The organism is Actinacidiphila guanduensis, from assembly GCF_900103985.1.
GTDB classification, from domain to species: Bacteria; Actinomycetota; Actinomycetes; order Streptomycetales; family Streptomycetaceae; genus Actinacidiphila; species Actinacidiphila guanduensis.
Genome location: NZ_FNIE01000011.1, coordinates 18,693 through 44,467 on the forward strand (window position 1 = coordinate 18,693; position 25,775 = coordinate 44,467).

The following is a 25,775-nucleotide window of genomic DNA, read 5'->3' on the forward strand; positions in this document are numbered from 1 at the left end:
CCGTTGCCCGCGCCGTTCTCCCCCAGAGCTTCGTCCGGCGGTGCCCCCGGCGCCCCTTTCGGGTTGCCGTCTGCCCAACGGGGTTGTCTGCCGTCCCGAGGCCGGATCCGGGTTGCTCGCGCAGTTCCCCGCGCCCCCATACAGCTTGCCCTTCGCGCGAAGGGTCAGGTTGATGGGGGCGCTGGGGGTACCTCCCAGGCGAAGCTCTGGGGGAGACAAGCCCAGGCCCGGCGGCCGGGGACGGGAGAAGCCCCACGGCGGGTTGCCGTTTGTTGGGCGCCCGGTGGAAGGGTGGTGGGCCGGGAAGACACTAGGGTGCGGGGGTGGTCACGTGGATCTGGGTTGCCCTGGCGGTTGTGGCGGTCGCGCTGTACCTGAGTTGGACGGCGGGCCGGCTGGACCGTCTGCACGCGCGGATCGACGCCGCGCGTGCCGCGCTGGACGCGCAGTTGGTGCGGCGCGCCTCCGTCGCGCAGGAGTTGGCGACGGCCGGCGTACTCGACCCCGCCGCCTCGATCGTGCTGTACGAGGCCGCGCACGCCGCGCGCCAGGCCGAGGCGGAGCAACGCGAGGTCGCGGAGAGCGAGTTGAGCCAGGCGCTGCGGGCAGTCTTCGCCGAGCCCGACGCGGTGGCGGAGGTCCGTGCGGCCCCCGGCGGCACCGCCGCCATCGGTGAACTGACCCGTGCGGTACGGCGCGTGCCGATGGCTCGCCGCTTCCACAACGACGCCGTCCGCGCGGCCCGGGCGGTCCGCACCCACCGCGTCGTCCGCTGGCTCCGCCTCGCCGGCCACGCCCCCTTCCCCCTCGCCTTCGAGATGGACGACGAACCCCCCACCGCCCTCACCGCCGAAGGCGGCGCCACAGCACTCTGAGTTCTTCACGGGGTGCGCCCCGTCTGCCCCTGTCCGCCGCCCCCGCCCCCAGGCCCGGCCCCTGGCTGGTGGGGGTGCCCCCTCTGGGGGAGCCGTTCCCCGCGCCCCTATGCGGCTTGCCCTTTGCGCGCACGGCGAGGTGTATCACCTCAGGGGCGCGGGGAACGGCGCGCGCAACCGGCCGCCGGGGGGCAGGCGGCGACGGGACAGGAACCCCAACGGCGAGAAGCCGCCCCGTAACAGCTAGAGGCGGAAGCCTCGGGCGCGACGGAGCCGATCGTCCGGGGAGACCGCTGCCGTGCCGGAGGCGACCGTCTCGTAGACACCGAGGATGTCCGCGGCGACCACGGACCAGTCGAACCGCCGCACGTGAGCGGCGGCGCGGGCCCGCAGGTCGGCCCGGCGGGACGCGTCGCCGAGGATGCGGATCGCGGCCGCCGCCAGCGCCTCGGAGTCCCCGACAGGGAACAACTCCCCCGCCGCCCCCTGGCCGAGGACCTGCGCGAAGGCGTCGAGATCGCTCGCCAGCACCGGCGCCCCCGCCGACATCGCCTCCACCAGGATGATGCCGAAGCTCTCGCCCCCGAGGTTGGGCGCCACGTAGAGGTCGACACTGCGCAGCAGCCGCGCCTTGTCCTCGTCGCTGACCATGCCGAGGAACTCCACCCGGTCCCGCAGGTGCTCCGGCAGCGGCTCCAGCGCCTCCTGCGCGTCACCGCGCCCGGCCACGAGCAGCCGGGTGCCGGGCCGCGCCTCGATGATCTGCGGCAGCGCCTTGATCAGGACCTGGAGCCCCTTGCGGGACTCGTCGATCCGCCCCATGAAGCCGATCGTCCCGCCGTCGGCGGCACCGTCCGGCGGCGTGGACCACTCGGGGCGCGGTTCGGCGCGGGCGAAGAAGTCGACGTCCACGCCGTTGGGGATGACGACCGCGTCCCCGCCGAGGTGCTCCACGAGCGTACGGCGGGCGTACTCGCTCACCGCGATCCGCGCGCTGATCTTCTCCAGCGCGGGCTGCAGGATCGGGTACGCGGCGATCATCGCCCGCGAGCGCGGGTTGGAGGTGTGGAAGGTCGCCACGATCGGGCCGCGGGCGGCCCAGCAGGACAGCAGGCCGAGCGAGGGGGAGGCAGGCTCGTGGATGTGGATGACGTCGAAGCGGCCGTCGTGCAGCCAGCGCCGTACCCGGGCCGCGGACAGGAACCCGAAGTTGAGCCGCGCCACCGAGCCGTTGTACGGCACCGGCACCGCGCGCCCGGCCGAGACCACGTAGGGCGGCAGCGGCGTCTCGTCGTCGGCCGGGGCGAGCACCGACACCTCGTGCCCGAGCCCGATCAGATAACCGGCCAGGTCCCTGATGTGGAACTGGACGCCGCCGGGGACGTCCCAGGAGTACGGGCAGACGATCCCGATCCTCACGCCGTCCCCGTCCCGGAACCGTCGCCGGGACCCTCGCCCGGTCCGCCCGCCTCGCCCGCAGCCGCGCCGCCCGCGTCGGCCCCGGCCGCCCCGCCGGGACCTTCGCCCGGCCCGGACACCTCGCGCGAAGCCGCGTCGCGCCCATCGGCCCCGGGCGCCTCGCCCGCGCTCTCGCCCGGTCCGCCCACCTCGCCCGGAGCTGCCTCGCCCGACGTCCCCTTCGCGGTGCCCGCGCCCTCCTGCGGGGCAGCCGCCGCACCCTGGCCCGTCGCTGCCGCCGCCACCGGGCCCTCCGCCGTCATCGGCTCGGCCGGCTCGCGCGGGGGCAGGTCGGACAGCCACAGGCGCTGGAGCATGTGCCAGTCCTGGGGGTGCTCGGCGATGCCGGAGGCGTAGGCGTCGGCCAGGGCCTGCGTCATCACGGCGGTGCGGTGCGCCCGGTCGCCCTCGGGCACCTCGACCGGGGGGTGTACCAGGCCCTGCATGACGGGCGACTCGTCGTACCAGAGGGTGACCGGCAGCAGCAGGGCGCCGGTCTGCTGGGCGAGCATCGCCGGGCCGGCCGGCATCCGGGTCCGCTCACCGAAGAAGTCGACCTCGACACCGCCCTTGGACAGGTCGCGGTCGGCGACCAGGCAGACCAGGCCGCCCGCGCGCAGCCGCCGGGCCAGCGTGCCGAAGGCGGCGCCGCCGGTGTGCGGCAGCACCTCCATGCCCAGGCTCTCGCGGTAGGCGACGAACCGGTCGTAGAGCGTCTCGGGCTTGAGCCGCTCGGCGACCGTGGTGAAGGGCGTCTCCAGCTTCGTGGTGACCCAGGCGCCCGCCAGGTCGTAGTTGCCCATGTGCGGCAGAGCGAGGATGACGCCCTTGCCCGCGGCCAGCCCGTCGGTGAGCCAGTGCACGTCCTGGGGCGCGAAACCGTTGCGGATGCGGTCCTTGCTCCAGGCCGGCAGCCGGAAGGACTCCATCCAGTACCGCAGGTAGGAGCGCATGCCGTCGCGGGACAGCTCGCGCAGCCGCTCGGGCCCGGCGCCGGGCACCACCCGCGCGAGGTTCGCCTCCAGCCGTCGCACGCCCTTGCCGCGCTGCCGCCAGGCCGCGTCGGCGATGGTGCGGCCGAGGGCGCGGGCGGCGGGTTCCGGCAGGTTCCTGACCGCGCCCCAGCCCAGGCCGTACAGCCCGTCGGTGAGGCGCTCCCTCACGCCTTGCTCCCGTGGCCGACGGCCTCGCGGTGCTCGGCGGCGTCGGCCTCGGCGGCCTCCCGGCGGACGGTGACCACCCGCTGGATCAGCGTGATCAGGCTGCCCACGGCGACCACCCACAGCGCGATCGGCAGCACCCACTGGATGCCGGGCACGCCGAAGGTGCGGTGGAAGCCGGCGAAGCCGCACAGCACCAGGGTGATCACCAGCCGCTCGGAGCGCTCCACCAGGCCGTTGACGGCGACCTTCAGGCCGATCGCCTCGCCGCGCGCCTTGGTGTAGGAGACGACCTGGCCGCTGGCAAGGCAGAAGATGGTGACCGCGCACAGCACGAGGTTGTCGCCCTTGCCCGCGTACCACATCGCCAGGCCGCCGAAGACGGCGCCGTCGGCGACCCGGTCGAGCGTGGAGTCCAGGAAGGCGCCCCAGCGGCTGGAACGACCCATCTGCCGGGCCATGTTGCCGTCGATCAGGTCGGAGAAGACGAAGAGCGTGATGACGACCGTGCCCCAGAAGAACTCGCCCCTGGGGTAGAAGGCCAGCGCGCCGGCGACGACGCCCGCGGTGCCGACGAGCGTCACCATGTCCGGGGTCACCCCCTTGCGCAGGAGAAACGCGGCGAACGGCGTGAGAACACGCGTGAAGAACGCACGCGCGTACTTGTTCAGCATGGCCTTCCCGACAGGTCGGTGGAAATCTTGCGGCGGCACTGGTGGCGGCCCTGGGCGGCCACCGGATGGCCCATCGTAGCCAGGTGCCGCCGCTGCCACGTGCCCGGCACCGCCGCACCCGCCCGGGGGCGCGCCCAGGGGTACGGCCGGGGGACGGCCGACGTACCACGTATGGACGCGCCATGGCGCCCGTGGGAAGGTCGAAGGACGACGGGGTGCCGCCAGGGCCTCCCCGATGCTTCCTGCCCGGGGTCGTTCCCACCGTCGGTCCCCCAGCACGCGCCCGCGGCGCGGGCGCGGTCCCCCACGTGGTGACGGACCGGGAGGCGAGGCACATGGGCGGCGACAGGAAAGACACGGCCCCAGGGGCCGCCGGAGGGGCATCAGCGGCGGCCGGCGCGGCCGCCCGTCCCGAGGCGATACGCAACGTGGTGCTGGTCGGCCACGCGGGCGCCGGCAAGACGACGCTGGTGGAGGCGCTGGCGCTGACCACGGGGGCGGTGAACCGGGCCGGCCGGGTCGAGGACGGCACCGCCGTCTCCGACCACGACGAGATCGAGCAGCGCCAGCAGCGCTCGGTGCAGCTCTCCCTGGTCCCGGTGGAGTGGGAGGGGGTGCGGATCAACGTGCTGGACACCCCCGGCTACGCCGACTTCGTCGGCGAGCTGCGGGCCGGTCTGCGGGCGGCGGACGCGGCCCTCTTCGTCGTCTCGGCCGCGCAGGACGGCGAGGGCATCGGCGGCGCGACCCGGATGGTGTGGGAGGAGTGCGCGGCCGTGGGCATGCCCCGGGCCGTGGTGATCACGCACCTGGAGTCGGCGCGGGCGGGCTTCGAGGAGACCGCCGCGCAGTGCGCGGCCGAACTCGGCGGCGACGACCCCGACGCGGTGCTGCCGCTCTACCTGCCGCTGCACGGCCCCGCCGGGCCGGACGGCCACGCCCCGGTCACCGGCCTCGCCGGGCTGCTGACCGGCACCCTGTACGACTACTCCTCCGGCGAGCGGACCGAGTCGAGGCCGGGCCCCGACCTCGCGCCCCGGATCGCCGAGGCCCGCAACCGGCTGATCGAGGGCATCATCGCCGAGAGCGAGGACGAGACCCTCATGGACCGCTACCTCGGCGGCGAGGAGATCGACGTCAGGACGCTCATCACCGATCTGGAGCGGGCGGTGGCCCGCGGCAGCTTCCACCCGGTGCTGGCCGCGGCGCCCGCCGCCGAGGGCGCCCGCCAGGGCCTGGGCACCGTGGAACTGCTCGAACTGGTCACCCGCGGCTTCCCCACCCCGCTGGAGCGGCGGCCCCCGAAGGTCACGGCGCCGGACGGCAGCCCGCGGCCGGACCTCACCTGCGACCCGGACGGGCCGCTGGCCGCCGAGGTCGTCAAGACGGCCTCCGACCCCTATGTCGGCCGGATCAGCCTGGTGCGGGTCTTCTCCGGCACGCTGCGGCCGGACGAGACCGTGCACGTCTCCGGGCACGGCATGGAGGACCGCGGGCACGAGGACCACGACGTGGACGAGCGGGTCGGCGCCCTGACCTCGCCCTTCGGCCGCCAGCAGCGGCCGGTGCCCTCGGCCGGGGCCGGCGACCTGGTGTGCGTGGCGAAGCTGTCGCGGGCCGAGACCGGCGACACCCTGTCCGGCAAGGACTTCCCGCTGCTGATGGCGCCCTGGCAGATGCCCGACCCGCTGCTGCCCGTCGCCATCGAGGCGCACAGCAAGGCGGACGAGGACAAGCTCTCCCTGGGCCTTTCCCGGCTGGTCGCCGAGGACCCCACGATGCGGCTGGAGCAGAACCCGGACACCGGCCAGGTGGTGCTGTGGTGCCTGGGCGAGGCGCACGCCGATGTCGCGCTGGAGCGGCTGCGCACCCGCTACGGGGTGCAGGTGGACGCCGTGCCGCACCGGGTGCCGCTGCGCGAGACCTTCGGACAGGCCGCGGCCGCCCGCGGCCGGCACGTCAAGCAGTCCGGCGGGCACGGGCAGTTCGCGATCTGCGAGATCGAGGTGGAGCCGCTGCCGGTGGGTTCGGGCATCGAGTTCGTGGACAAGGTGGTCGGCGGGGCGGTGCCGCGGCAGTTCATCCCGTCGGTGGAGAAGGGGGTGCGGGCGCAAGCCGCCCGCGGGGTCGCCCTCGGCTTCCCAGTGGTCGACATCCGCGTCACGCTCTCCGACGGCAAGGCGCACTCGGTGGACTCCTCCGACGCCGCCTTCCAGACCGCCGGCGCCCTCGCGCTGCGCGAGGCCGCCGCCGACTGCCCGATCCACCTGCTCGAACCGGTCGACGAGGTCGGGGTGCTGGTGCCCGACGCGTATGTGGGGCCGGTGATGAGCGACCTGTCCGGCCGGCGCGGGCGGGTGCTGGGCACCGAACCGGCCGGCGCGGGCCGCTCGGTGGTGCGCGCCGAGGTGCCCGAGATCGAGATCGGCCGCTACGCGGTGGACCTGCGCTCGCTCTCCCACGGCACCGGCCGCTTCAGCCGCCACTACGCCCGGCACGAGCCGATGCCCGCGCAGGTCGCGGCGCGGCTGCGCCGGGAGGAGGAGGCGGAGGCCCACAGCCGCTAGGCGTATTGCCTTGCGAGGTTGGGGACGCGGGTGGCGGGTGCCCGGCCGGCGGCCGGTCGTATCCCCCGGGCTGGTGGCCGCGGTTCGCGGCGCGGGGTGGCCGGTCGGGTACTGGATCCGCTGGCCGCAGTTCGCGATCGGGCGCTGGGGCCGGTGGCCGGTCGGGTACGCCACCGGCAGCGGCTGCCGGCAGCGTATGGGGCGCCAACTCCCGTACGGAGCAGGCCATTCGGCGGCCCGCGCACCCACCGCGGACCGCCGCGCCGCTAGGGTGGGAAGCCGCTCCGGTGTGTGACGGTGCCCCGAGAGGGGAATCGGAGCGGTGACAAGGGCGGCGGCGGGCGGCGGAGTTGGGGGCTGCGGTGACGGACGGGTTCGATTTCAGTCCGGGGGCACAGGTCCCGCTCACCGGGATCGACGGCGAGACGGCCGCCACGCAGGCGCTGGCGTCGGCGGCCTACCGCGACACCCCCGTCGAGGACCTGGTGAAGATCAACGACGCGGCCTCGGTCTCCAAGCCCCGCATCTCGCTCTTCCAGCCCAACCTGGGCGAGGCGTTCTCCCGCGCGGTGCAGGTGCGCATGCTCGGCGGCGGCCGCAAGGAGGTCGTGCAGTCCTTCGGCATCGAGCCGCAGACCGTGGTCGAGCACTGCCTGGCCGCCAACCGCATCCGGCAGGAGCGCGACACCCGGCTGACCGTGGTGATGGCCGTGTGCGGGCTGCTGTTCCTGCCCGGCGTGCTGGTCTGGCTCGGCGCCTTCCAGCTGCGCCGCTCGCTCGGCAAGCTCAAGGCGAACGGCAACCGGGCCGGGGTGCTGGCCGGCGCCGTGCTCGCCGTCGCGGTCGGCTTCACCGTCCTGCTCGCCATCGTCCCGCCGTTCAGCGGCTTCTGGCGGGAGTACTTCCGGGTGGTGATGGTCGTCCCCGTCATCGGCTGGTTCCTGGCCCGGCGGATCTGCGAGCGTACCGCCAAGGACCTGCGCGACCGCTGGTCGGACCTGGCCGGCGGCTCCGGGGTGGGCGCGAAGATCCCCGAGGCGGTGCCGCGCAACCCCAACCAGACCAAGGCGGAGAACCTGCGGCAGAACCTCGCGAAGCTGTCCGCCGAGCAGAACAGCAACGTCGTCTTCTACGCCGGGCCCAAGGGGATACTGGGCATGGGCAGCCGCTGGGCGAGCTGGCAGATGGCCGAGGAGCTCACCCCGCGCGAGGACCTCAAGGAGATCAACCCCTTCCGCAGCTGGGACGTCGTGCGCGCGATCCACGACCGGCTGAAGATGCTGGAGCGCACCCCGATCCACACCGGCGGGTTCCCCCGGCCGGCGATACGGCACTGGGTGGTGGTGCCGATAAGCGAGGGCGCGGGCGCGATCAGCCGGCCCACCGGCACCGAGGTCGAGGGCTACACCGTCAAGGACTTCGAGATCCAGCGGATCTGCAACACCCAGCAGTTCGGCAAGGGCAACCGGCACTACCTGGGCATCCAGTTCGTGCTGTGGGACGGCAACCTGGTGATCACGCTCATGGTCACCGTGACCGTGCTCCACCAGACCCTGCGGGTGGAGGTCACCGGGCACGCGCTCGGGCCGATCAACGGGTTGTTCAGCGGGAAGCCGTCGCCGCGGACGAAGACGGTGGCGAAGTCGGTGCGGTTCTGGGAGACGAAGACGGTCAACCTGCCGCTGATCGGCTCCGACGAGGTCGTACGGCTGGCCGCGCGCGCCCCGCTCACCTGGTTCCCGCCGGTCCTGGACCACCTCGGCGGCACCCTGAAGCTCCCCGAGCCGTTCGGGCTGCGCCACACCTGGGCGGACAAGCCGTGGGCGCACCGCTTCATGGCCGACGACGCGCTGCGTGCCGCCACGCCCGTGCTGCGCGCGGTCCACGCCGCCGCGATCCAGGTCATGGACGAGAACGGTGTCGACGTCTCCCGCTTCACCTCCCGCTCCCTCAGCCTGAGCGGCCAGGTCCAGGAAGTGACCCCGAAGAAGGCGGACGTCTACGACGCGTGACGCTGCGCTGGGCCGGGCGGGGTGCCGCGGTGGCCTTCCGTTGGCGGTTCTCTGAGCCGCCGCCGGCTTGCGGCTGCCCGCCGCAGGGGGTTCTTTAAGCCGCCGGGTGCCGCGGTACCGGGAAACGGCGACCCGCCGTAGGAGCTTCCGCGCGTTCCCGGCCGCAGGCCGGTTCTGGGCTTGTCGCGCAGTTCCCCGCGCCCCTAAGTTGTACGGCCTTGCCGTTCGCACGCAGGGCGAGGCGTATCACCTAAGGGGCGCTGGGGGTACCTCCCAGGCGAAGCGCTGGGGGAGAACTGCGCGACAGGCCACACACCGGCGGGTGGTCCGGGAACCGTCAGGACCGGGCAGTCGGGGCGGGACCCGCCTTCGGCCAAGCGTCTGCCAGGAGTTTGCGGGTGTCGGCGAGGAGCTGCGGCAGCACCTTCGTGTTGCCGACCACCGGCATGAAGTTCACGTCACCGCCCCAGCGGGGAACCACGTGCTGGTGAAGGTGAGCCGCGATGCCCGCGCCTGCGACCGCGCCCTGGTTCATGCCGATGTTGAAGCCGTGGGCCCCCGAGGCCGCGCGCAGCGCCGTCATCGCCTGCTTGGTGAGGAGCGCGAGTTCGGCCGTCTCGGCGTCGTCGAGGTCGGTGTAGTCGGCGACGTGCCGGTAGGGCACCACCATGAGGTGGCCGCTGTTGTAGGGATAGAGGTTGAGCACCGCGTACACCTGCTCGCCGCGGGCGATGATCAGCCCCTCCTCGTCGGACTTCGACGGGATCGCGCAGAAGGGGCAGCCGTCGCCGGCCCCCGGACCGGTCGGCTTGTTCTCCCCCTGGATGTACGCCATCCGGTGCGGCGTCCACAGCCGCTGGAAAGCGTCCGCCGCCCCCGCCCCGATCCCCTGCTCCGGCTCACTCGTCATGTCGATCAGCATATGGCCATCCCCCGGCACCGCGTGTCGCCGGGCGTCACACCCGCTTCCGGCCGCGATCCTGGCGGCATGGACGCCGACAGCCCCCTGGCCCGCTGGGAGAACCGCAGCGAGCTGCCCCTGTTCGCCGCCTCCCTGGTCTTCCTGGGGGCCTACGCGGTCCACGTGCTCGACCCGTCGCTGCCCACGGGCTGGCACCTGCTGTTCAAGAGCCTGATCGGCCTGACCTGGGCGCTCTTCGTGGCCGACTACGTGGTGCGGGTGCGGCTGCGCCGGGAGCGCTTCGGCCTGCGGTACATCCGCCGGCACCTGCTGGACACCGTCGTCGTCCTGCTGCCGCTGCTGCGGCCGCTGCGGATGGTGGAGATCTACCAGGCGGTCCAGCGCAACCGGGCGCAGCCGAGGCTGAGCCTGTACGGGCGGGTGAGCGCGTACGCCGGCGCCACCGCGGTGCTGCTCGGCTTCTCCGGCGCCCTGGCGGTCTACCAGCAGGAGCGCGGGGCGCCGGGCGCGACGATCACCACGTTCGGCGACGCCGTGTGGTGGGTGTGCTCCACCGTGACCACGGTGGGCTACGGCGATGTCACGCCGGTCACGCCGGGCGGCAGGACGATCGCGGTGGTGCTGATGTTCCTGGGCCTGGCGCTGCTGGGCGCGGTCACCGGCTCCTTCTCGTCCTGGCTGCTGCAGGTCTTCACCCGCGAGGACGAGCAGCCCCCGGCGCGCTGAGCACACCGGGGGCGGGTCGGCCCTCGCGTTCGCGGGTCAGACCTGGACGCGGCGCTCCACGACGTCCACCAGCTTGGCCAGCGCCTGGTCGCGGGGGATGCCGTTCTCCTGGGAGCCGTCGCGGTAGCGGAAGGAGACCGTGCCGTTGGACATGTCCTCGTCGCCGACGATGATCATGAACGGCACCTTCTGCTTCTGCCAGGTGCGGATCTTCTTCTGCATCCGGTCCGAGGAGGCGTCGACCTCGACCCGCAGCCCCTTGCGCTTGGCCTCGCCGGCGAACTCCTGCAGGTACGAGATGTGGGCGTCGCCCACCGGGATGCCGACCGCCTGCACGGGCGCGAGCCACGCCGGGAAGGCGCCGGCGTAGTGCTCCAGCAGCACCGCGAAGAACCGCTCGATGGAGCCGAACAGGGCGCGGTGGATCATCACCGGGCGCTGCCGGGAGCCGTCGGCGGCGGTGTATTCCAGCTTGAACCGCTCGGGCAGGTTGAAGTCGAGCTGGATCGTGGACATCTGCCAGCTGCGGCCGATGGCGTCGCGGGTCTGCACGGAGATCTTCGGCCCGTAGAAGGCGGCGCCGCCCGGGTCCGGGACCAGCGGCAGGCCCTGCTTCTCGGCCACCTTGCGCAGGACCTCGGTGGCCTCCTCCCACACCTCGTCGCTGCCGACGAACTTGGTCTCGTCCTTGGTGGACAGCTCCAGGTAGAAGTCGGTGAGGCCGTAGTCGCGCAGCAGGTTGAGGACGAAGGTGAGGGTGGAGTCCAGCTCGTCGGCCATCTGCTCGCGGGTGCAGTAGATGTGCGCGTCGTCCTGGGTGAAGCCGCGGGCGCGGGTGAGGCCGTGCACGACACCGGACTTCTCGTACCGGTAGACCGTCCCGAACTCGAAGAGCCGCAGCGGCAGTTCGCGGTACGAACGGCCGCGGGCGTCGAAGATCAGGTTGTGCATCGGGCAGTTCATGGGCTTGAGGTAGTAGTCCGTGCCCTCGTCCAGCTGCATGGGCGGGTACATGCCGTCGGCGTACCAGTCCAGGTGGCCGGAGGTCTCGAAGAGGGCGCCCTTGGTGGCGTGCGGGGTGTAGACGAAGTCGTACCCCTCCTCCTCGTGCCGCTTGCGCGAGTAGTCCTCCATGACCCGGCGGACGATGCCGCCCTTGGGGTGGAAGACGGCCAGGCCGGAGCCGATCTGCTCGGGGATGGAGAACAGGTCCAGCTCGGTGCCGAGCTTGCGGTGGTCGCGCTTGGCGGCCTCCTCAAGGAAGTCCAGGTACTCCTTGAGTTCTTCCTTCGTCGGCCACGCGGTGCCGTAGATCCGCTGGAGCTGCTTGTTCTTCTCGCTGCCGCGCCAGTAGGCCGCGGCGTTGCGCATCAGCTTGAACGCGGGGATGGCCCGGGTGCTGGGCAGGTGCGGGCCGCGGCACAGGTCCTTCCAGACCACCTCGCCGGTCTTGGCGTCGAGGTTGTCGTAGATGGTCAGCTCGCCGCCGCCGACCTCGACGTCGGCGCCGTCCTCGGCGCCCGCGCTGGAGCCCTTCAGGCCGATCAGCTCCAGCTTGTACGGCTCGTCGGCGAGCTCGGCGCGGGCCTGCTCGTCGGTGACGACGCGGCGCGAGAAGCGCTGGCCGCGCTTCTGGATCTCCTGCATCCGCTTCTCGATGGCCTTCAGGTCATCGGGGGTGAAGGGTTCGGCGACGTCGAAGTCGTAGTAGAAGCCGTCTTTGACCGGGGGGCCGATGCCGAGCCGGGCCTGCGGGTGCAGGTCCTGGACGGCCTGGGCCATGACGTGCGCGGTGGAGTGCCGCAGGATGGCGAGGCCGTCGTCGCTGGTGATGTCGACGGCCTCCACCTCGTCGCCGTCGGCGAGCACGTAGGCGAGGTCCTTCAGCTGCCCGGCGACGCGGGCGGCGACCACGGAGCGCTCCCCGGTGAACAGGTCGGCGGCCGTCGTCCCCGTCGTGACCACCCGCTGCTCCGGTTCGGCGGATTCGCGTCTGATGATCACACGGAGGTCTGACACCGGTCTGCTCCTGACTCGTCTATGGCAGGCGGCGGGATCCATCCCGCCGCCTGAATCGTACCGAGCCGCACCCGACGACCGACAATCCATTCCACCCACGGCCCGTTCCCCCCACGGCGGCCCCGCCGACCGCGACGGCAACGTGACACCGGGGGCCCGGGGAACCCTGGGGCCCGGGGCCGGGACCTGTCCGTGGGCCGGCAGCGGCCCGCACTCACCGCTAGGTGTCCTCCTCGCAGGGCTCCGCGAGGGGGTGCGACTTCAGGAGGCGGTCGCGTTCGGATGCGTCGACCTCGACGGGGGTGACCCCGTGGGGGTCGGTGAGGCGGCGGAAGCCGCCGCCGCTTTCGAGGCGGCCGTCCACACGGATCGGCAGGCCCGCGAGGTGTGCCTGCACCGCCGTGCGGTAGGCGGCCTCGTCCAGCCGGACCCGCACCTGCCGCACGTCCGCGCCCGAGAGCACGCGGAGCCGTACGCTGCCGCCGCCCGTGGGCGCCGGGCGGCGCATCCGCACCACCGTCCCCGTGACGCGGACCTCGATCGGCGGCTCCTCGGCACGGAAGCGCTCGCCCGCGGCCACCAGCGCGGGCAGGTCGCCGGGCGTGAACTGCACCGGCCCGGGCGCCGGGGGGGGTAGCCGCCCGGCGGCCCGGAGGCCGGCGACCAGCCGAGCACGACCGCGGCCCCCTCGGTGCCGCGCACCAACTTCACCAGCGCCCGGGTGAGTTCGTGGCTGACGCCGAGCCCGATCGCGTCGTCGAAGGCGGCCGGGCTGCCGCCGGACCGCTGCCGGTCCACGGCCTCGCGGGTGGCCTGCAGCGCCCCCAGCAGTGTGGTGGCGGTGGCCCGGCCGTCGGGCACGGGGGTGTAGGCGGTGAGCTGGTGCCCGCCGGGGGCCGGCCCCACGGGGCCGAGCAGCACCGTGTCGAGGAAGGCCGCGGCCTGCGGGCCCTGGCGGCGGCCGAAGTAGCCGGCCGGGCGGACGGCCGCACGGGCCCCGGCCAGCAGCATGGCGCGGGCGGCCGCGGTCAGCTCCTCCGCGGTGGTCCACGGCACGGCGCCGCCGGTGCCGGGGATGTCGCGGCACCAGCGGATCTCGTCGCCGGGCACGCTCAGCCCGCGCAGGATGGCCCGGGCGGACGGTTCGCCGGAGCGGGCGAGCGCGGTGAGCGCCTCGCCGAGCAGGTCGCCGCTGTCGGCGTAGCCGCCGCGGGCGCCGCCGGAGCCGTGCGGGCGGGCCTCGGGCACCAGCAGGCTGGTGTGGGTGCCGTCCGGCGGGGTCCAGCGGCTGTACCGGCCGGGCGCCCCGCCGCGCCGCCGCCAGCCGTGGCGGTGCAGCAGCGCGGTCAGGACGGCGGGGTCGACCAGGTCGGGGACCGCCGGGAAGGGGTCGTCGCCGGTGGGTGGCGTCACGGTCGTCCTCCGGCCCCGACCCGCGCCATGATCTCGCACAGCGCGCGGTCGTCGAAGATCCTGGCGGTGGGTACGCGCACGGTGGTCTTGTACCTGCCGGTCACGGGGTGGCCGGCGAGGTTGGTCCAGTAGCAGCAGTGGCGCAGTTCGAGGCGGTCGTGGCTGGCCCGCAGCCATTCCTCCGGGGTGCGGGGCACGAGCATCACGACGAGGATCTTGTGGACGGAGACGGGGGTGCGGGCCAGCTTGGCGAGGTGGTCGTTCTCCAGGGTGAAGGCGAAGCTGGGGCCGCGGGGGTGGGGGGCGACCTGGTAGGTGCACTTCAGCTGCACCTTGATGGTGACCTCGTCGTCGATGGCGTGGCTGCGGGAGCTGTGGCTGAGGTGCCAGTCGATTCCGTTGTCCGGAAAGGGCTGGGCGAGGGAGCACCCGGCCGCGGCGGCCACCGCGTGCAGGTAGCCGATCTGCAGGGTCTCCATGGAGGTGGTGGTGGCGAGCCCGCCGCGCAGGGGTGCTGCCCTCTCCGGCAGCAGCCCGCCGCCCGGCTCGGGCTGTGCGAGCGCCATCGCGCTGTGTGCCTTCCGTGCGGTTGCGCCCGGGGGCGGACGCGTGTTCGTGACACGTACGGGTTTCTCGCAGGAGTGATCCCCACCTGCGGCAACCGACAAACCATCCTGGTTCGTTGACATCTCGTCATGGGTACACCGTTGGTGGGGAGTTGGGCCGCATTCTCCCGTCGACCCCCTCGTCACTCACCGTTCACCACGGGGAAGGGATCTGGCCATGGCGTACTGGTTCGAGGGGCCGTTGGCCGCGTTCGACACCGAGACCACAGGGGTCGACGTGGAGCAGGACCGGATCGTGTCGGCGGCGCTGGTGGTGCAGTCGGCGCCGGGCGAACCGGCCTTCGCGGCCTGCTGGTTGGTGGACCCGGGCGTGCCGGTGCCGGCGGCGGCGCAGGCGGTGCACGGGCTGTCGGCGGAGTTCCTGCGGCTGGACGGCAGGCCGCCGGGGCCGGTGGTCGAGGAGCTGGGGCGGGAGCTGGCTGCGCAGTGCGCGGCGGGGATCCCGCTGGTGGTGATGAACGCGCCCTTCGATCTCACCTTGCTGGACCGGGAGTTGAAGCGGCACCGGGGCAGCGCGCTCAGCTCGTACTTCACCGCGGGCCCGGGCTGGGCGGTGGTGGACCCGCGGGTCCTGGACAAGCACCTGGACCGCTACCGCAAGGGCCGCCGCACCTTGACGGACCTGTGCGCTCACTACGGCGTGGTGCTCGACGGGGCCCACGACGCGGCGGCGGACGCGGCGGCCTCCCTCGACCTGGTCCGTGCGATAGCCCGGCGCTACGCCGCCCGTCTGGCCCACCTCGCCCTCCCCGAGCTCCACGCCCGCCAGGCCGTCTGGCACGCGGCCCAATCCCGGGGCCTGCAGGCCTGGTTCGCCGCCAACGGGACCCCCGAGGTCTGCGACCCGGCCTGGCCCCTTCGTCCCGAACCCCCCACAACGGCGGCCGCGTAGCCGCCTGCCGGACGCCTCAGGTCCGCCGGGCCGCTCGCGGGCTCCGCCTGGCGAGGAGGGCCGCCAGCAGCATGACGAGCAGGCCGATGCCCCCGCCGCACAGGGTCCACAGCACCCGGTGGGCCTCGGCGGCATGGTGGGAGGTCTGCGGGAGGTCGATCATGAGGAGGACGGCCGCGGCGATGGCGGCGCAGTACAGGGCGTAGTTGAGGAAGCGGATCGCCACCGCGTGCATCAGGAGGACCAGGGCGACGACTTCGAGCCCGCGCTTCACGGCGAACAGTTCGCGGCCGTGCACGCCGGCCGGCAGCAGGAGCAGCAGCACCGCCACGGCCGCGCCGATCATCGCGCCGATCAGCCGCTGCGCGGCGGCAAGTGCGGTCTGCTGCAAGCTCGGCTTCATGGCGGCGATGGCCGCGACGGGCATCCAGTAGCCGTTCGCCAGGTCCAGGCCGAAGGCGAGGGCGACGGTGCCCGCGATGGCCAGGGCACGGAGTACCGCGAAGGCGATCAGCTGCGGGGTCAGTTTCCGGCGCGAGGTGTCGCCGGGGAGTTCGGCGAACGGCCGGGGCGCCTGCGCACGCCGCCGTACCAGCCGGCCGACGAGCGCCACGATGATCCACGACGCCGACCCCGCGGCCCAGGCAAGCGTCTGCACCCACGTGTGGCTGGTGATACGGGTGTGGTGGTGCAGGCCGAAGGCGAGGCCGAGAGCGACGACGAACCAGACGTTGAGCAGCAGGGCGTTGGCGAATCTGCCCACCCCGAACGCGACGGCCAGCCCGGCGGCCAGCGTGACGGCGAAAGCCAGGAGCGCCAGCCAGCCCCAGGCCGCTCCCCCGATTCCGAAGGCGAGCGCGGTCACCCCCGCGCCGATCAGCCCGAAGAGCGCGATGTGCGCGGCACGATGCCCGAGACCACCTCCGGGGTCGGCCAGGGCCGCGAACAGCAGGCCGAAGACCGCGCTCAGGAGGTACTGCTCGTCCCCGATCGCCCAGAAGACCATGAGCGGTACGAGCGCGATGTCCAGGAACAGCACGGCGCGGGTCCAGTTGGCGCCGGCCGGGTCGAGCCGGAACAGCGTGGCCAGCCATGTCACCGCGCGCGGCCCGCGCCGGGGCCGCCCTTGTCCGGTTGCCCCGGCCATGCTCGCCACTGTTCCCCCGCTCGCCCGGGTCCGCCGCTTCGCCCCGCATTCTGCGACCCCCCGCCGCCGCCCCCGCAACGACCCGCCGCACCCGTCCCCCGAACCGCCCAGCTCCTCGCCTCCGACCATCACAGCGGCCGTATGGGCTCCATCGCAGCTTCTTCAACGCCACGCCTGCGGAACCGGCCTGCTGCACACCAGGTTGGAAACTGTTCCGGGACCGACTGTCGCCGGGCAACTGCGGATCCGCAGGCACCGGAAACCAGCCTTGTCGCATGCCAACCGACCAGCGCGATCTCGGCCCCTCGCTCGTCATGTGGGACGTCGACCACACACTTGTCAGCGTCGGTGGCGGCGTCAGCCGCAGCATCTACGAACGCGCGTTCCGGCAAGTGACCGGCAAGCCGCTCGGTGAGCTTGCGGAGATGTCGGGCCGCACTGATCAGGCCATCATGGTGGAGACGCTGCGCCTGAATGGTGTCGAAGAACCGGAAGCGCTGTTCGACGACTTCTACGCAGCTTTGGCCGCGGCCGCCGAACAGCTCACCGACCGCATGCGCGACGTCGGCACCGTTCTTCCTGGGTCGCGTGAAGCCATCGCTTCCTGCGCAGCCCACGGCACCGTGCAGACAGCCGTCACCGGCAACATACGGCCCATCGCCATGACCAAGCTCACCGCCCTGCGCCTCGGCGACGGCCTCGACTTCTCGGTCGGCGGCTACGGCGACGACGGCAGTGATCGCGCCGAACTCGTCCGCCAGGCGCGGAAACGAGCGTCGCAGAAGTACGGTCACGACTTCGCCGGCACCCGCGCCGTGGTCATTGGCGACACGCCGGCGAGCAGAAGCCTTGGGGCAACTCGTGACGGAAAGCACTCGGTCACATGCCGGAGAACCGCAGTCGGTAGGCAAGAGTTCGGACTGCGTGCGGGCTTGGGCGAGGGTGGGGAAAACGCGCAAGGGCCGTCCTTGTGGACGGCCCTTGGGAAGGTCCCGGATGGGATGGAGTGGGCGATACTGGGATCGAACCAGTGACCCCTTCGGTGTGAACGAAGTGCTCTCCCGCTGAGCTAATCGCCCGGGACGCGTTGAAGAGTACAGGGGGAGGGGGGTCGCGTTCAAACGGGTAGCCGGAGGTGGGCGAGGAGGCCGTGGCGGCAGGCGCGCATCATCAGGGCGTGGTTGGCGCGAAAGAGCGGGCGGCACGGGAGGGCGAGCCGACGCATCAGCGGCTTGCGGACGGTGACCTCCTGCTCGAAGAGCACGCGCGTCGCCGCGGGCGGGCTCGGTACGAGCGTCCAGCGCACCCAGCCTTCGAGGTCCCCGGTCATCGCCGCCTCCAGGACCCGCGCGGCCGGGTCCTGCCGTACGGAGCGGGCCGCCACCGTCAGGTCGTACGGCAGCACCGAGCGGAAGCGCAGCACCCCCGTGGTCTCCCCCGTCTGCCGCACCTCGCGCACCTGCGGCCACCAGCCGGGGTAGCGGTCGGGCCGCACCAGCACCTCGTACACGCGCTCCGGCTCGGCCTCGACCTGCCACGTGTTCCGAAACCGGTACCGATTCCACTCCACGTCCCAAGTCTGCGCCGCCGCCCGCCCCCGCGGCAGCCCCCGGACCGCACCGAGAACGGCACAGGTGACGGCAAAGGGAACCCGACCGGGAACAGCAGGAAGGCGACCCATCCCCCGCAGCGCGCGGACATGGATCGCCTCTGGCCAGAGTGGGCGATACTGGGATCGAACCAGTGACCCCTTCGGTGTGAACGAAGTGCTCTCCCGCTGAGCTAATCGCCCCGGCGTGGACACCACACTACCGCACGGGAAACCCCTCGTTGACCACCGGCTGACCACCGGCGACCCCGCCGGACCTCCCGCGCGCCCCCACAGCTCCCGCACCCCCGCCCCGGCTCCGCAGGGCCCCGCAGACGCATGTTCGCCCCCCGTCACCCTCCGCAGTCGTACGGGTGACACGCGCGAGGTTTGGAGCCGCGCCGGGCCGGCTCGGCCAGCCGCCGTCCGGGGGTTCGGGATAAGCCGGACGAGCTACCGGAAGCCGCACAAACACCTCAGAGGGGTTTACAACGTCCCCGCAGGTGGCATGTCGAATTCGCCGACGTGCGAATCCCCGAGCGCACACTGAGCGAAAGGCCATGGCGCTTATGAACACCACGGTCAGCTGCGAGCTGCACCTGCGCCTCGTTGTGTCGAGTGAATCGTCACTGCCCGTGCCCGCGGGCCTGCGGTACGACACGGCCGATCCCTACGCCGTGCACGCCACCTTCCACACCGGAGCCGAAGAGACGGTCGAATGGGTGTTCGCCCGCGACCTGCTCGCCGAGGGGCTGCACCGCCCCACCGGCACCGGCGACGTCCGAGTCTGGCCGTCCCGCAGCCACGGCCAGGGCGTCGTATGCATCGCCCTCAGCTCCCCGGAGGGCGAAGCCCTGCTCGAAGCCCCGGCGCGGGCCCTGGAGTCCTTCCTGAAGCGGACGGACGCCGCGGTACCGCCGGGCACCGAGCACCGCCATTTCGATCTGGACACGGAGCTCTCGCACATCCTCGCGGAGAGCTGAGCCCCGTCTCCTCGCACGTCCGGGGCCGTCCTACTCGGGGGGACGCCCGGACCCAGGGTCCGTCCGGCACATCCCGTCCGGCCGGCCGAGCCCGACCCGCGCCCTGGGCGCGCCGGACACGCACCCCGTCCGGCGCCGCAAGGCAGCCGCAAGGCCCGTGAGTCGCCGCCGTGGGACACCACGACGGCGGCTCGCGCGCGCTACAGTCGCCGGAACGCAGCCGCCACACCCGCCGGCAGGAGCGATTCCGTGCTCATCGACCACGACACCAGGCGCGCGCTCGACAGCGTGGTGGACCTGCTGAACACCGCTCCGCGCGGCCGTGCCCGCGAGGCCCTGGAGACCCCCGCCGACCTGCGCGCCTTCGTCGCCCGCCGCCGGCTCAGCGAGGTCGGCCGGGTGGACGAGGCCGACGTGCGGGCGATACGGGCGGTACGCGCCCGGTTCGCCGAGGTCTTCGCCGCGCCCGACGACAGCACGGCCGCCGCCCTGCTCAACGCGATGATCGCCGAGGCCGGCACCACCCCGCGGCTCACCGACCACGACGGCTACGAGTGGCACGTGCACTACTTCGCGCCCGGCGCCTCGCCCGCCCACCGCTTCGCCGCCGACTTCGGCATGGCGCTGGGCTTCCTGGTGATCCACGGCGAACGCGAGCGGCTGAGGCGCTGCGAGGCCCCCGACTGCGGCCGCGCCTTCGTGGACCTCTCCCGCAACCGCTCCCGCCGCTACTGCGACAGCCGCACCTGCGGCAACCGCCTCCACGTGGCCGCGTACCGGGCACGGCGGCGCGAAGCGGCTCCCCAGGCCGCGGAGCCGGACCCGGCGTAAGGGGCCGGGCCGACAAGGGGCGCGGAGACGGCACCGCGGGGCCGCGCGCGGGCATCCGCCGACGCAGCCGCGCCGCGGCGCCCCGTCGGCCCGATCGGCGAACAGGGCGACGAACGGATCGACGAACGGATCGGGCGGGGTCGGCCCGGTCCGGCCCGACCGCGTGCGCGGGCGCACGTGCACGCGGCACCCGGACCACATCGCTGGCCGCGCTCAGACGAAGAGCAGACGCCAGTCCGTGGAGCCGGCCCCGGGTAGGGCGCGGGCCGGCAAGGGATGCGTAGACGTCACCGCGCGGCCGTGTCCGGGGTATCCGACCCATGGCCGGCCGCGTGCGTGGGGCGCCCGGGCCACACGGCCGACCGCGCTCAGACGAAGAGCAGGTCCCAGGCCGCGCCCCCGCCGATCAGGCCGCCGATCACGCAGAGGAACAGCATCAGCGGCGGCTGCGAGAGCGCGTACAGGCATCCCTTGGGCTCCACGAACCCGGTCCCCTGCGCCGGCGGCCCCGGCCGAGCGCCGCCGACGGGCTCCGGGGGGCGGACGGGTCCCGCCCGGCGTACGGGCTCGGCCGGACCCGCGGGGGCGGGCACCCGCGGCCGGACGGGAAGAGCGACCTCCACGGCCTCCCCCACGTCCCCGACTTCAACCGCGACCCTCGCGACCTCCACGGCGTCCGCGACCTCGACGGCGACCCTCGGGTCCAACACGCCCAAGGCCCCCGCATGCGCAGGCTCGCCCGCCTCGGCCCGTGACCCACCGGAGCCGGCGACGACGGCCACAGCGGCGCCCCGGACTCCCGCAGCCGCCGCAACCGCCTCGGCCCGGCCCCGAGCGGCGGCCCGCGCCTCGTACTCGGCCGAACCTGAACCGGAACCCGCCGGTTTCAGGCGCCGGAAGCGGCGGGCAGCGGCGCGCTCGGCGGTACGGAGGCGCCGTGAGCCGCGGCGGGGCGGGCGGCGGCGGGCAGGCGGGGCAAGCGGGGCAGCCCCGGCAAGGGCCTCGCCGTCGCCACGGACGAGGGGTTCGCTGTCCTCAGGGCAGAGGGATTCACCACCCTCGTGAACAGGGGATTCGCCGTCGCCAGGCACGAGCGATTCGTCCTCGTCACGAACGAGCGGTTCGCCGTCTTCACGGACGAGCGGTTCGCCATCCTCGCGGACAACGGACTCACCATCCTCGCGAACGAGCGGTTCACCCTCGTCACGGACCGCGAGAGTGTCCTCGGCGTCCAGTGCGGCCTCCTCGACCGCGTCGAGGGGCAGGAAGGCGACGCCGCTGAAGGCGGCGAGGGCGGCGAAGACGGAAGCGGGCGTTTCGGCACGGTCCGGCCGCGCGGGAGCGAGGGAGTCCCCGTGGGTGGGCAGCACACGGCGATGATCGCGCAGCGGCCCACCCTCCGTGGCCCAACACGCGAACTTTACAAGGGCGTTTAACTGCGTCTCGGATGCCGGGACCGACTTGCGGAAAGGCCCCCGCACCTGCTCAGATACCGCGCCGCTTCAAGATCTCCTCGACGTCCGCGAACTCCTGCAGCCCGCTGTCGGCGGACCCGCGGCCGCGCCGCCCGGAGCGGGCCGGCTCGGTGCCGCGCCCGGCGGCCAGCGCGGGCGCCGACGCCCCCGGCACGGCGGCCGGCTCGGCGGTCCGGCCGCGCCCGCGTTCGGCGGAACCGCCGCGCCCCGCGAAGAGCCGGCTGGCCCCGTAGAGCACCGCCGAGCACGCCAGCACGGCGAAGCCGAACCAGACGCTGGGCTTGAAGACCAGGTCGGTGGCCCAGTCGCCCACGGCGGTGCCGACCCGGCGGCCGAGGGTGACCAGGCCCGCGAGCGCCAGGCCGAAGGGCAGCAGGGCGACCGCGGCGGTGCGGATGGCGGCACGGAACCGCCGGCGGTAGGCGGTGGCGACGGCGAGGGCCAGGCCGCCCGCGGTCAGGGCGGCGCACAGCAGGTCGGTCAGCATCCGGCACAGCTCCAGCGGCGGCGGTCCGGTCGCGCGGGCCTGCCGGGGCCGCGCACGCAGTGGTCCCCTCCATCGTGCCTCGCCCGGCGCCCGGCGGGCCATGCCCCACGGCCCGTTTCAGGGGGATCTCGGGGTGCCCTCCTCCGCACGCGGGAGGCCGCGGGTCCTCCCGGGGCGGTAGGAGGGCCCTTCGCGTACGGACGGGCGGGGCGCGCGGGATGGGAGACTTGCCCCATGACCGACTCCCCCTCCCCCGTCGTGCTCGAGTTCTGGTGCGAGCTGCAGTGCCCCGACTGCCGGACCGCGCTGGACGACGTACGGGCGCTGCGCGAGCGGTACGGTGCCGCGCTCGACATCCAGCTGCGCCACTTCCCGCTGGAGAAGCACCGGCACGCGCTCGCGGCGGCCCAGGCGTACGAGGAGGCCGTCGCCCAGGGCAGCGGCCTGCCGTACGCCGAGGCGGTGCTGGCCCGCATCGAGGAGCTGGAGCGGCGCGGTGAGCCGGTCCTGGTGGAGGCGGCGGCCGAACTCGGCCTGGACGCGGACGAGGTGGACACCGCCCTGGTCGACGGCCGCCACCTGCTGGTGGTCGACGCCGACCAGGCCGAGGGCAAGGCGATCGGCGTCGCCGGCACCCCCACGTACCTCATCGGCGGCGAACTGCTCGACGGCTCCAAGGACCAGACGGGGTTGCGCGAGCGGATCGTCTCGATCGCGGACCGCCTGCTCGGCCGCGAGGCGTAGGACCGTACGGGGGTCGTGTACGGACCGTATACAGCGGCCCGTGGACGAGGGCCTGCGTACGACCGCACACCGGCGCGTAGGTCGTCGCGACCCGTGGGGCTACAGCAGGGGCTTGTGGAAGTGGTGGTCGATGGGGCGGAAGCCCAGGGACTCGTAGAGGGTCAGCGCCGGGGTGTTGCCCGCGAAGACGTTGAGCTGGAGGGTGCGGGCGCCGGCGTGGCGGGTGCGGTCGGCGGCGGCGAGCATCAGGGTGCGGCCGTGGCCGTGGCCCCGCTGCTCGGCCAGGACCTCGACCGAGAAGACCCAGCCGGGGTCGGTGGTGCGCAGCCACAGGTGGCCGACCACGGTGCCCTCGTGCTCCAGGACGAGCAGTTCGGTGCCGGGGGTGGCGGGGCCGTCCGGCAGGGCGTAGGCGTAGGCGCCGGCCTCGTGGGCGAGGGCCTGCTCGTGCGGGACGCCGCGGCTGGTCAGGGAGGCGATGAAGCCCTCGCGCTCGTGGGCGCGCCATTCGTCGTACTCGTCGTCGCGCAGCGGCCGCAGGGTGCTGCCTGCAGGCAGGGGGTGGCGGGCGCCGGAGGGGCTGCCGTCCAGCTCCAGCCGCATGGTGCGATTGCGCTCGGTGTAGCCCAGGGCGGCGGCCATCCGCAGCGCGTGGTCGGCCGCGGCGGGCACGGCGGTCTCCACGCGGGTGCATCCCCACTGCCGCAGCACCTCCTCGGCGGCGAGGGCGGCCACGGTGCCGCGGCCGCGCCCGCGGTCGGGGGCGTCGATGGCGAGCGCGTTGATCCGGCCGACGGTGGGCCCGTAGCGGCGATCGGTGCCCAGCTCGACGCCGCCGACCGGGCGGCTGTTGACGCACACGGTGTAGGTGCGGGCGCGGGTGCCGTCGGCCTCGCGCCGCTCGGGGCCGACCGGTCGCAGGGTGGTGGTCATGGGCGGCTTCACGACTCCCTTGTCGTACGCGGACGGGCCGGCCCCGCGCAGGTGCGCGGGGCCGGGGGGGCGGTGCGGAGCCCGGCGACGCGTGCCGGGCCTCGACGGCCGGACGTGGCTTCGCGGACGTGACCTACGGGTTGGGGTCCGCGGCGGCGCGCTCGGCGAAGACGCGCATCGCCTTCGCGGTCACCGGGCCGGGGGCACCGGGGAAGGTGCGGCCGTCGACGCGGTGGACGGCCTGCACGTCGCGCAGCGAGGAGGTCAGGAAGACCTCCTCGGCCTCGTCGAGCGCCTCCATCGGCAGGTCGGCCTCCTGCGCGCCGGCCCACTCGATCACCAGCGCGCGGGTGATCCCGGCCAGGCAGCCCGACTCCAGGGGTGGGGTGAGCAGTTCGCCGCCGAGCACCACGAAGACGTTGGAGCCGGTGCCCTCGCACAGCCGGCCCGCGGTGTTCGCGAACAGCGCCTCGGAGGCGCCCTCGGCGTGGGCGCGGGCGAGCGCGACGACGTTCTCGCCGTACGAGGTGGTCTTCAGCCCGGCCAGGGCGCCCTTCTCGTTGCGCGTCCAGGGGACGGTGACCACGGCGGTCGTGTCGGGCCGCGGGCTCGCCTCGGCGAGCGCGACGACGAGGGTGGGTCCCGCGTCGCCCCGGTCGGAGCCGAGCGGCGAGGGCCCGCCGGTGTAGGTCACCCGCAGCCGGCCGAGCGGCACCGGGTTGGCCTCCAGTACGGCGGCGCAGGCGCGGGCGACCTCGTCCAGGTCGGGCTCGGGCAGGCCGAGGCCGCGGGCGGAGCGGGCCAGCCGCTCCAGGTGCCGCGTGGTCGCGAAGGCCGTGCCGCCGACCGCCTTGAGGGTTTCGAAGACGCCGTCGCCGACCGTCAGGCCGTGGTCGAAGACGGACACGGTGGCGTCCGCGGTCTCCCGCAGCGCGCCGTCCACCCAGATCCTCACCGCAGTGTCCTTCCGCCGGTGCGCGCACCCGCCCGCTGCGGGCGGCGCCGGTCCTACCCCTCAGACGCTACCGCCAGCAGCCGGGCGGCCTTCAACTCGGTCTCCGCCCACTCCCCCGCCGGGTCCGAGCCCCAGGTGATTCCGGCGCCGGCGCCGAACCGCAGCACGGGGCCCGCGGCGGTCCCCCGGTCGATCCAGAACGTGCGGATGCCGACGGCGAGTTCGGCGGTGCGCCGGTCGGCGTCCACCCAGCCGAGGCCGCCGCAGTACGGGCCGCGCGGCGCCGGCTCCAGCTCGCGGATCGCCCGCAGCGCGCTCGACTTGGGCGCCCCGCTCACCGAGCCCGGCGGGAAGGTGGCGGCGAACAGCTCGGGCCAGCCGGCGTCGGGCCGCAGCTCGCCGCGCACGGTGGAGACCATGTGCACCAGGCCGGGATAGGGCTCCACCCGGCACAGCGCGGGCACGGTGACCGAGCCGGTGGCGCAGACCCGGCCGAGGTCGTTGCGGACCAGGTCGACGATCATGACGTTCTCCGCGCGGTCCTTGGGCAGCAGCTCCTCGGGGGTGCGGGCGGTGCCCTTGATCGGGCCGGACTCCACCGTGCTGCCGTCGCGGCGCAGGAACAGCTCGGGTGAGGCGGTGGCGATCTCGACGCCGTGGGCGGGCAGGCGGATGGTGCCGGCGAGGGCGCCGGGGTGGCGACGGTCGAGGAGGGCGCCGAGGGCGTCGATGTCATGGGTTCCGGCGGGCGGGGCGGCGGGGGAGCCCTCGGTGTCCGGGATGCCGGGGTCCTGGGCGACTGGGGTGCCCTGCCTGCTTGGGCTGGGCGGCGTCTGCGGTGGGGCGGGCGGGAGCGGGGCGGTCAGGACGCGGCAGAGGTTGACCTGGTAGACCTCGCCGGTGGCGATCCGGGCGCGGACGGCCCGGACGCCGGCCTCGTAGCCGGCCCGGTCCATCGAGGAGGTCCAGGTGCGCGGGTCGGGGCCGTGCCAGGGGCCGGGGGCGGTGCCGTCGCCGTACGGCCGCGAGGTGCGGCGGACATCGGCGAACCGGGCGCAGACCGTACGGCCGTCGAAGTCGGCGGCGACGGCCCAGAAGCCGGTGGAGTCCAGCGCGGCCAGGTCGTCGGTGACGTCCCGCAGGTCGGTGGCGAGGATGCGGCCGAAGCGGGCCATGGCGGGGAGGGCGGCCCTGGCCGTACGGGTGCGCCCGCGTCCGGCGGCAGGGCTGGTGGCGGGGCCGGTGGCGCGTACGGCGGGGCGCGGGGACGCGTCCGGGGGCGGGGCGG

At 73.9% G+C, this 25,775-nt stretch carries 21 protein-coding genes, 2 tRNA genes and 2 pseudogenes; 10 read left to right on the plus strand and 15 right to left on the minus strand.

Features of this window, described 5'->3' with window-relative positions:
* Positions 1 to 323: 323 nt before the first annotated feature.
* The gene (locus BLR33_RS23380) at positions 324 to 875 is read left to right on the plus strand and encodes a hypothetical protein (RefSeq protein WP_093786556.1); all 552 of its coding nucleotides are present in this window, start codon (positions 324 to 326) and stop codon (positions 873 to 875) included.
* A gap of 243 nt (positions 876 to 1,118) precedes the next feature.
* Here BLR33_RS23380 and BLR33_RS23385 read toward each other — a convergent pair whose 3' ends face one another.
* From BLR33_RS23385 to pgsA, 3 genes and pseudogenes are all read right to left on the minus strand, one after another.
* Positions 1,119 to 2,294: a glycosyltransferase family 4 protein gene (locus BLR33_RS23385; RefSeq protein ID WP_093786557.1), complete on the minus strand. Its 1,176-nt coding sequence runs from the start codon at positions 2,292 to 2,294 to the stop codon at positions 1,119 to 1,121.
* 284 nt (positions 2,295 to 2,578) lie between these two features.
* Positions 2,579 to 3,496 (minus strand): annotated as a pseudogene (locus BLR33_RS23390) (phosphatidylinositol mannoside acyltransferase); the annotation flags it as partial.
* A complete protein-coding gene (gene pgsA, locus BLR33_RS23395; RefSeq protein ID WP_093786558.1) occupies positions 3,493 to 4,167 on the minus strand; it encodes a phosphatidylinositol phosphate synthase in 675 nt (224 codons plus the stop codon). The gene pgsA and the pseudogene BLR33_RS23390, both read right to left, overlap by 4 nt.
* A 335-nt stretch (positions 4,168 to 4,502) precedes the next feature.
* On the opposite strand from pgsA, the gene BLR33_RS23400 reads away from it, so the two are divergent.
* Together BLR33_RS23400 and BLR33_RS23405 are read left to right on the plus strand one after the other, a co-directional pair.
* Entirely contained in the window at positions 4,503 to 6,734 is a 2,232-nt protein-coding gene (locus tag BLR33_RS23400; RefSeq protein WP_093786559.1) for an elongation factor G-like protein EF-G2, read from the plus strand.
* Between the two features lie 362 nt (positions 6,735 to 7,096).
* Entirely contained in the window at positions 7,097 to 8,746 is a 1,650-nt protein-coding gene (locus tag BLR33_RS23405) for a hypothetical protein (protein WP_093786560.1), read from the plus strand.
* Positions 8,747 to 9,083: 337 nt separating this feature from the next.
* On the opposite strand, the gene BLR33_RS23410 is transcribed toward BLR33_RS23405, so the two are convergent.
* Complete coding sequence (locus BLR33_RS23410; RefSeq protein WP_093786561.1) at positions 9,084 to 9,668, minus strand: HIT family protein; 585 nt, start codon at positions 9,666 to 9,668, stop codon at positions 9,084 to 9,086.
* Positions 9,669 to 9,734: 66 nt separating this feature from the next.
* On the opposite strand from BLR33_RS23410, the gene BLR33_RS23415 reads away from it, so the two are divergent.
* Positions 9,735 to 10,394: a potassium channel family protein gene (locus BLR33_RS23415; protein WP_093786792.1), complete on the plus strand. Its 660-nt coding sequence runs from the start codon at positions 9,735 to 9,737 to the stop codon at positions 10,392 to 10,394.
* A gap of 36 nt (positions 10,395 to 10,430) precedes the next feature.
* On the opposite strand, the gene thrS is transcribed toward BLR33_RS23415, so the two are convergent.
* From thrS to BLR33_RS23430, 3 genes and pseudogenes are all read right to left on the minus strand, one after another.
* The gene (gene thrS / locus BLR33_RS23420) at positions 10,431 to 12,413 is read right to left on the minus strand and encodes a threonine--tRNA ligase (protein WP_093786562.1); all 1,983 of its coding nucleotides are present in this window, start codon (positions 12,411 to 12,413) and stop codon (positions 10,431 to 10,433) included.
* Between the two features lie 220 nt (positions 12,414 to 12,633).
* Positions 12,634 to 13,826, minus strand: a pseudogene (locus BLR33_RS23425) (hypothetical protein).
* Positions 13,823 to 14,392: a DUF4365 domain-containing protein gene (locus BLR33_RS23430; RefSeq protein ID WP_093786563.1), complete on the minus strand. Its 570-nt coding sequence runs from the start codon at positions 14,390 to 14,392 to the stop codon at positions 13,823 to 13,825. Before BLR33_RS23430 ends, BLR33_RS23425 begins: the two are co-directional and overlap by 4 nt.
* Before the next feature lie 217 nt (positions 14,393 to 14,609).
* Between BLR33_RS23430 and BLR33_RS23435 the strand changes: the two genes are divergently transcribed.
* Complete coding sequence (locus BLR33_RS23435; protein WP_093786564.1) at positions 14,610 to 15,344, plus strand: exonuclease domain-containing protein; 735 nt, start codon at positions 14,610 to 14,612, stop codon at positions 15,342 to 15,344.
* Between the two features lie 16 nt (positions 15,345 to 15,360).
* On the opposite strand, the gene BLR33_RS23440 is transcribed toward BLR33_RS23435, so the two are convergent.
* A complete protein-coding gene (locus BLR33_RS23440; protein WP_093786565.1) occupies positions 15,361 to 16,491 on the minus strand; it encodes an FUSC family protein in 1,131 nt (376 codons plus the stop codon).
* 275 nt (positions 16,492 to 16,766) lie between these two features.
* On the opposite strand from BLR33_RS23440, the gene BLR33_RS23445 reads away from it, so the two are divergent.
* Positions 16,767 to 17,525: a haloacid dehalogenase-like hydrolase gene (locus tag BLR33_RS23445; RefSeq protein ID WP_093786566.1), complete on the plus strand. Its 759-nt coding sequence runs from the start codon at positions 16,767 to 16,769 to the stop codon at positions 17,523 to 17,525.
* On the opposite strand, the gene BLR33_RS23450 is transcribed toward BLR33_RS23445, so the two are convergent.
* From BLR33_RS23450 to BLR33_RS23460, 3 genes are all read right to left on the minus strand, one after another.
* Positions 17,499 to 17,570, minus strand: a tRNA-Val gene (locus BLR33_RS23450). The genes BLR33_RS23445 and BLR33_RS23450 overlap by 27 nt on opposite strands.
* A gap of 38 nt (positions 17,571 to 17,608) precedes the next feature.
* The gene (locus BLR33_RS23455; RefSeq protein WP_093786567.1) at positions 17,609 to 18,061 is read right to left on the minus strand and encodes an SRPBCC family protein; all 453 of its coding nucleotides are present in this window, start codon (positions 18,059 to 18,061) and stop codon (positions 17,609 to 17,611) included.
* 150 nt (positions 18,062 to 18,211) lie between these two features.
* Positions 18,212 to 18,283 (minus strand) — tRNA-Val (locus BLR33_RS23460).
* Positions 18,284 to 18,648: 365 nt separating this feature from the next.
* On the opposite strand from BLR33_RS23460, the gene BLR33_RS23465 reads away from it, so the two are divergent.
* From BLR33_RS23465 to BLR33_RS23480, 3 genes are all read left to right on the plus strand, one after another.
* On the plus strand, positions 18,649 to 19,062 hold the full coding sequence (locus tag BLR33_RS23465) for an SsgA family sporulation/cell division regulator (protein ID WP_003959770.1): 414 nt from the start codon (positions 18,649 to 18,651) through the stop codon (positions 19,060 to 19,062).
* Positions 19,063 to 19,311: 249 nt separating this feature from the next.
* Positions 19,312 to 19,893, plus strand: coding sequence for a CGNR zinc finger domain-containing protein (locus BLR33_RS23470; protein ID WP_093786568.1), 582 nt, complete (start codon positions 19,312 to 19,314; stop codon positions 19,891 to 19,893).
* A gap of 1,061 nt (positions 19,894 to 20,954) precedes the next feature.
* A complete protein-coding gene (locus tag BLR33_RS23480) occupies positions 20,955 to 21,329 on the plus strand; it encodes a hypothetical protein (RefSeq protein ID WP_093786570.1) in 375 nt (124 codons plus the stop codon).
* A 49-nt stretch (positions 21,330 to 21,378) separates the two neighbouring features.
* Here BLR33_RS23480 and BLR33_RS23485 read toward each other — a convergent pair whose 3' ends face one another.
* The gene (locus tag BLR33_RS23485; protein ID WP_093786571.1) at positions 21,379 to 21,855 is read right to left on the minus strand and encodes a hypothetical protein; all 477 of its coding nucleotides are present in this window, start codon (positions 21,853 to 21,855) and stop codon (positions 21,379 to 21,381) included.
* Between the two features lie 234 nt (positions 21,856 to 22,089).
* On the opposite strand from BLR33_RS23485, the gene BLR33_RS23490 reads away from it, so the two are divergent.
* Positions 22,090 to 22,599 carry a DsbA family protein gene (locus BLR33_RS23490; protein ID WP_093786572.1) on the plus strand — a complete coding sequence of 170 codons (510 nt, stop codon included), beginning with the start codon at positions 22,090 to 22,092 and terminating at the stop codon, positions 22,597 to 22,599.
* Between the two features lie 99 nt (positions 22,600 to 22,698).
* Here BLR33_RS23490 and BLR33_RS23495 read toward each other — a convergent pair whose 3' ends face one another.
* From BLR33_RS23495 to BLR33_RS23505, 3 genes are all read right to left on the minus strand, one after another.
* The gene (locus tag BLR33_RS23495) at positions 22,699 to 23,532 is read right to left on the minus strand and encodes a GNAT family N-acetyltransferase (RefSeq protein WP_093786573.1); all 834 of its coding nucleotides are present in this window, start codon (positions 23,530 to 23,532) and stop codon (positions 22,699 to 22,701) included.
* Between the two features lie 133 nt (positions 23,533 to 23,665).
* Positions 23,666 to 24,487, minus strand: a complete 822-nt coding sequence (locus BLR33_RS23500; protein ID WP_093786574.1) for an aminotransferase class IV — start codon at positions 24,485 to 24,487, stop codon at positions 23,666 to 23,668.
* A 53-nt stretch (positions 24,488 to 24,540) separates the two neighbouring features.
* Complete coding sequence (locus tag BLR33_RS23505; RefSeq protein ID WP_093786793.1) at positions 24,541 to 25,662, minus strand: chorismate-binding protein; 1,122 nt, start codon at positions 25,660 to 25,662, stop codon at positions 24,541 to 24,543.
* Positions 25,663 to 25,775 lie beyond the last annotated feature (113 nt).

Bases quoted from the DNA above. Each gene is read 5' to 3' on its own strand.
- BLR33_RS23445 (WP_093786566.1), top strand. From the start codon at position 16,767: ATGCCAACCGACCAGCGCGATCTCGGCCCCTCGCTCGTCATGTGGGAC.
- BLR33_RS23485 (WP_093786571.1), bottom strand. From the start codon at position 21,855: ATGCTGACCGACCTGCTGTGCGCCGCCCTGACCGCGGGCGGCCTGGCC.
- BLR33_RS23440 (WP_093786565.1), bottom strand. From the start codon at position 16,491: ATGGCCGGGGCAACCGGACAAGGGCGGCCCCGGCGCGGGCCGCGCGCG.
- BLR33_RS23415 (WP_093786792.1), top strand. From the start codon at position 9,735: ATGGACGCCGACAGCCCCCTGGCCCGCTGGGAGAACCGCAGCGAGCTG.
- BLR33_RS23490 (WP_093786572.1), top strand. From the start codon at position 22,090: ATGACCGACTCCCCCTCCCCCGTCGTGCTCGAGTTCTGGTGCGAGCTG.
- BLR33_RS23505 (WP_093786793.1), bottom strand. From the start codon at position 25,662: ATGGCCCGCTTCGGCCGCATCCTCGCCACCGACCTGCGGGACGTCACC.
- BLR33_RS23430 (WP_093786563.1), bottom strand. From the start codon at position 14,392: ATGGCGCTCGCACAGCCCGAGCCGGGCGGCGGGCTGCTGCCGGAGAGG.
- BLR33_RS23400 (WP_093786559.1), top strand. From the start codon at position 4,503: ATGGGCGGCGACAGGAAAGACACGGCCCCAGGGGCCGCCGGAGGGGCA.
- BLR33_RS23410 (WP_093786561.1), bottom strand. From the start codon at position 9,668: ATGCTGATCGACATGACGAGTGAGCCGGAGCAGGGGATCGGGGCGGGG.
- BLR33_RS23495 (WP_093786573.1), bottom strand. From the start codon at position 23,532: ATGACCACCACCCTGCGACCGGTCGGCCCCGAGCGGCGCGAGGCCGAC.
- BLR33_RS23435 (WP_093786564.1), top strand. From the start codon at position 14,610: ATGGCGTACTGGTTCGAGGGGCCGTTGGCCGCGTTCGACACCGAGACC.
- BLR33_RS23465 (WP_003959770.1), top strand. From the start codon at position 18,649: ATGAACACCACGGTCAGCTGCGAGCTGCACCTGCGCCTCGTTGTGTCG.
- pgsA (WP_093786558.1), bottom strand. From the start codon at position 4,167: ATGCTGAACAAGTACGCGCGTGCGTTCTTCACGCGTGTTCTCACGCCG.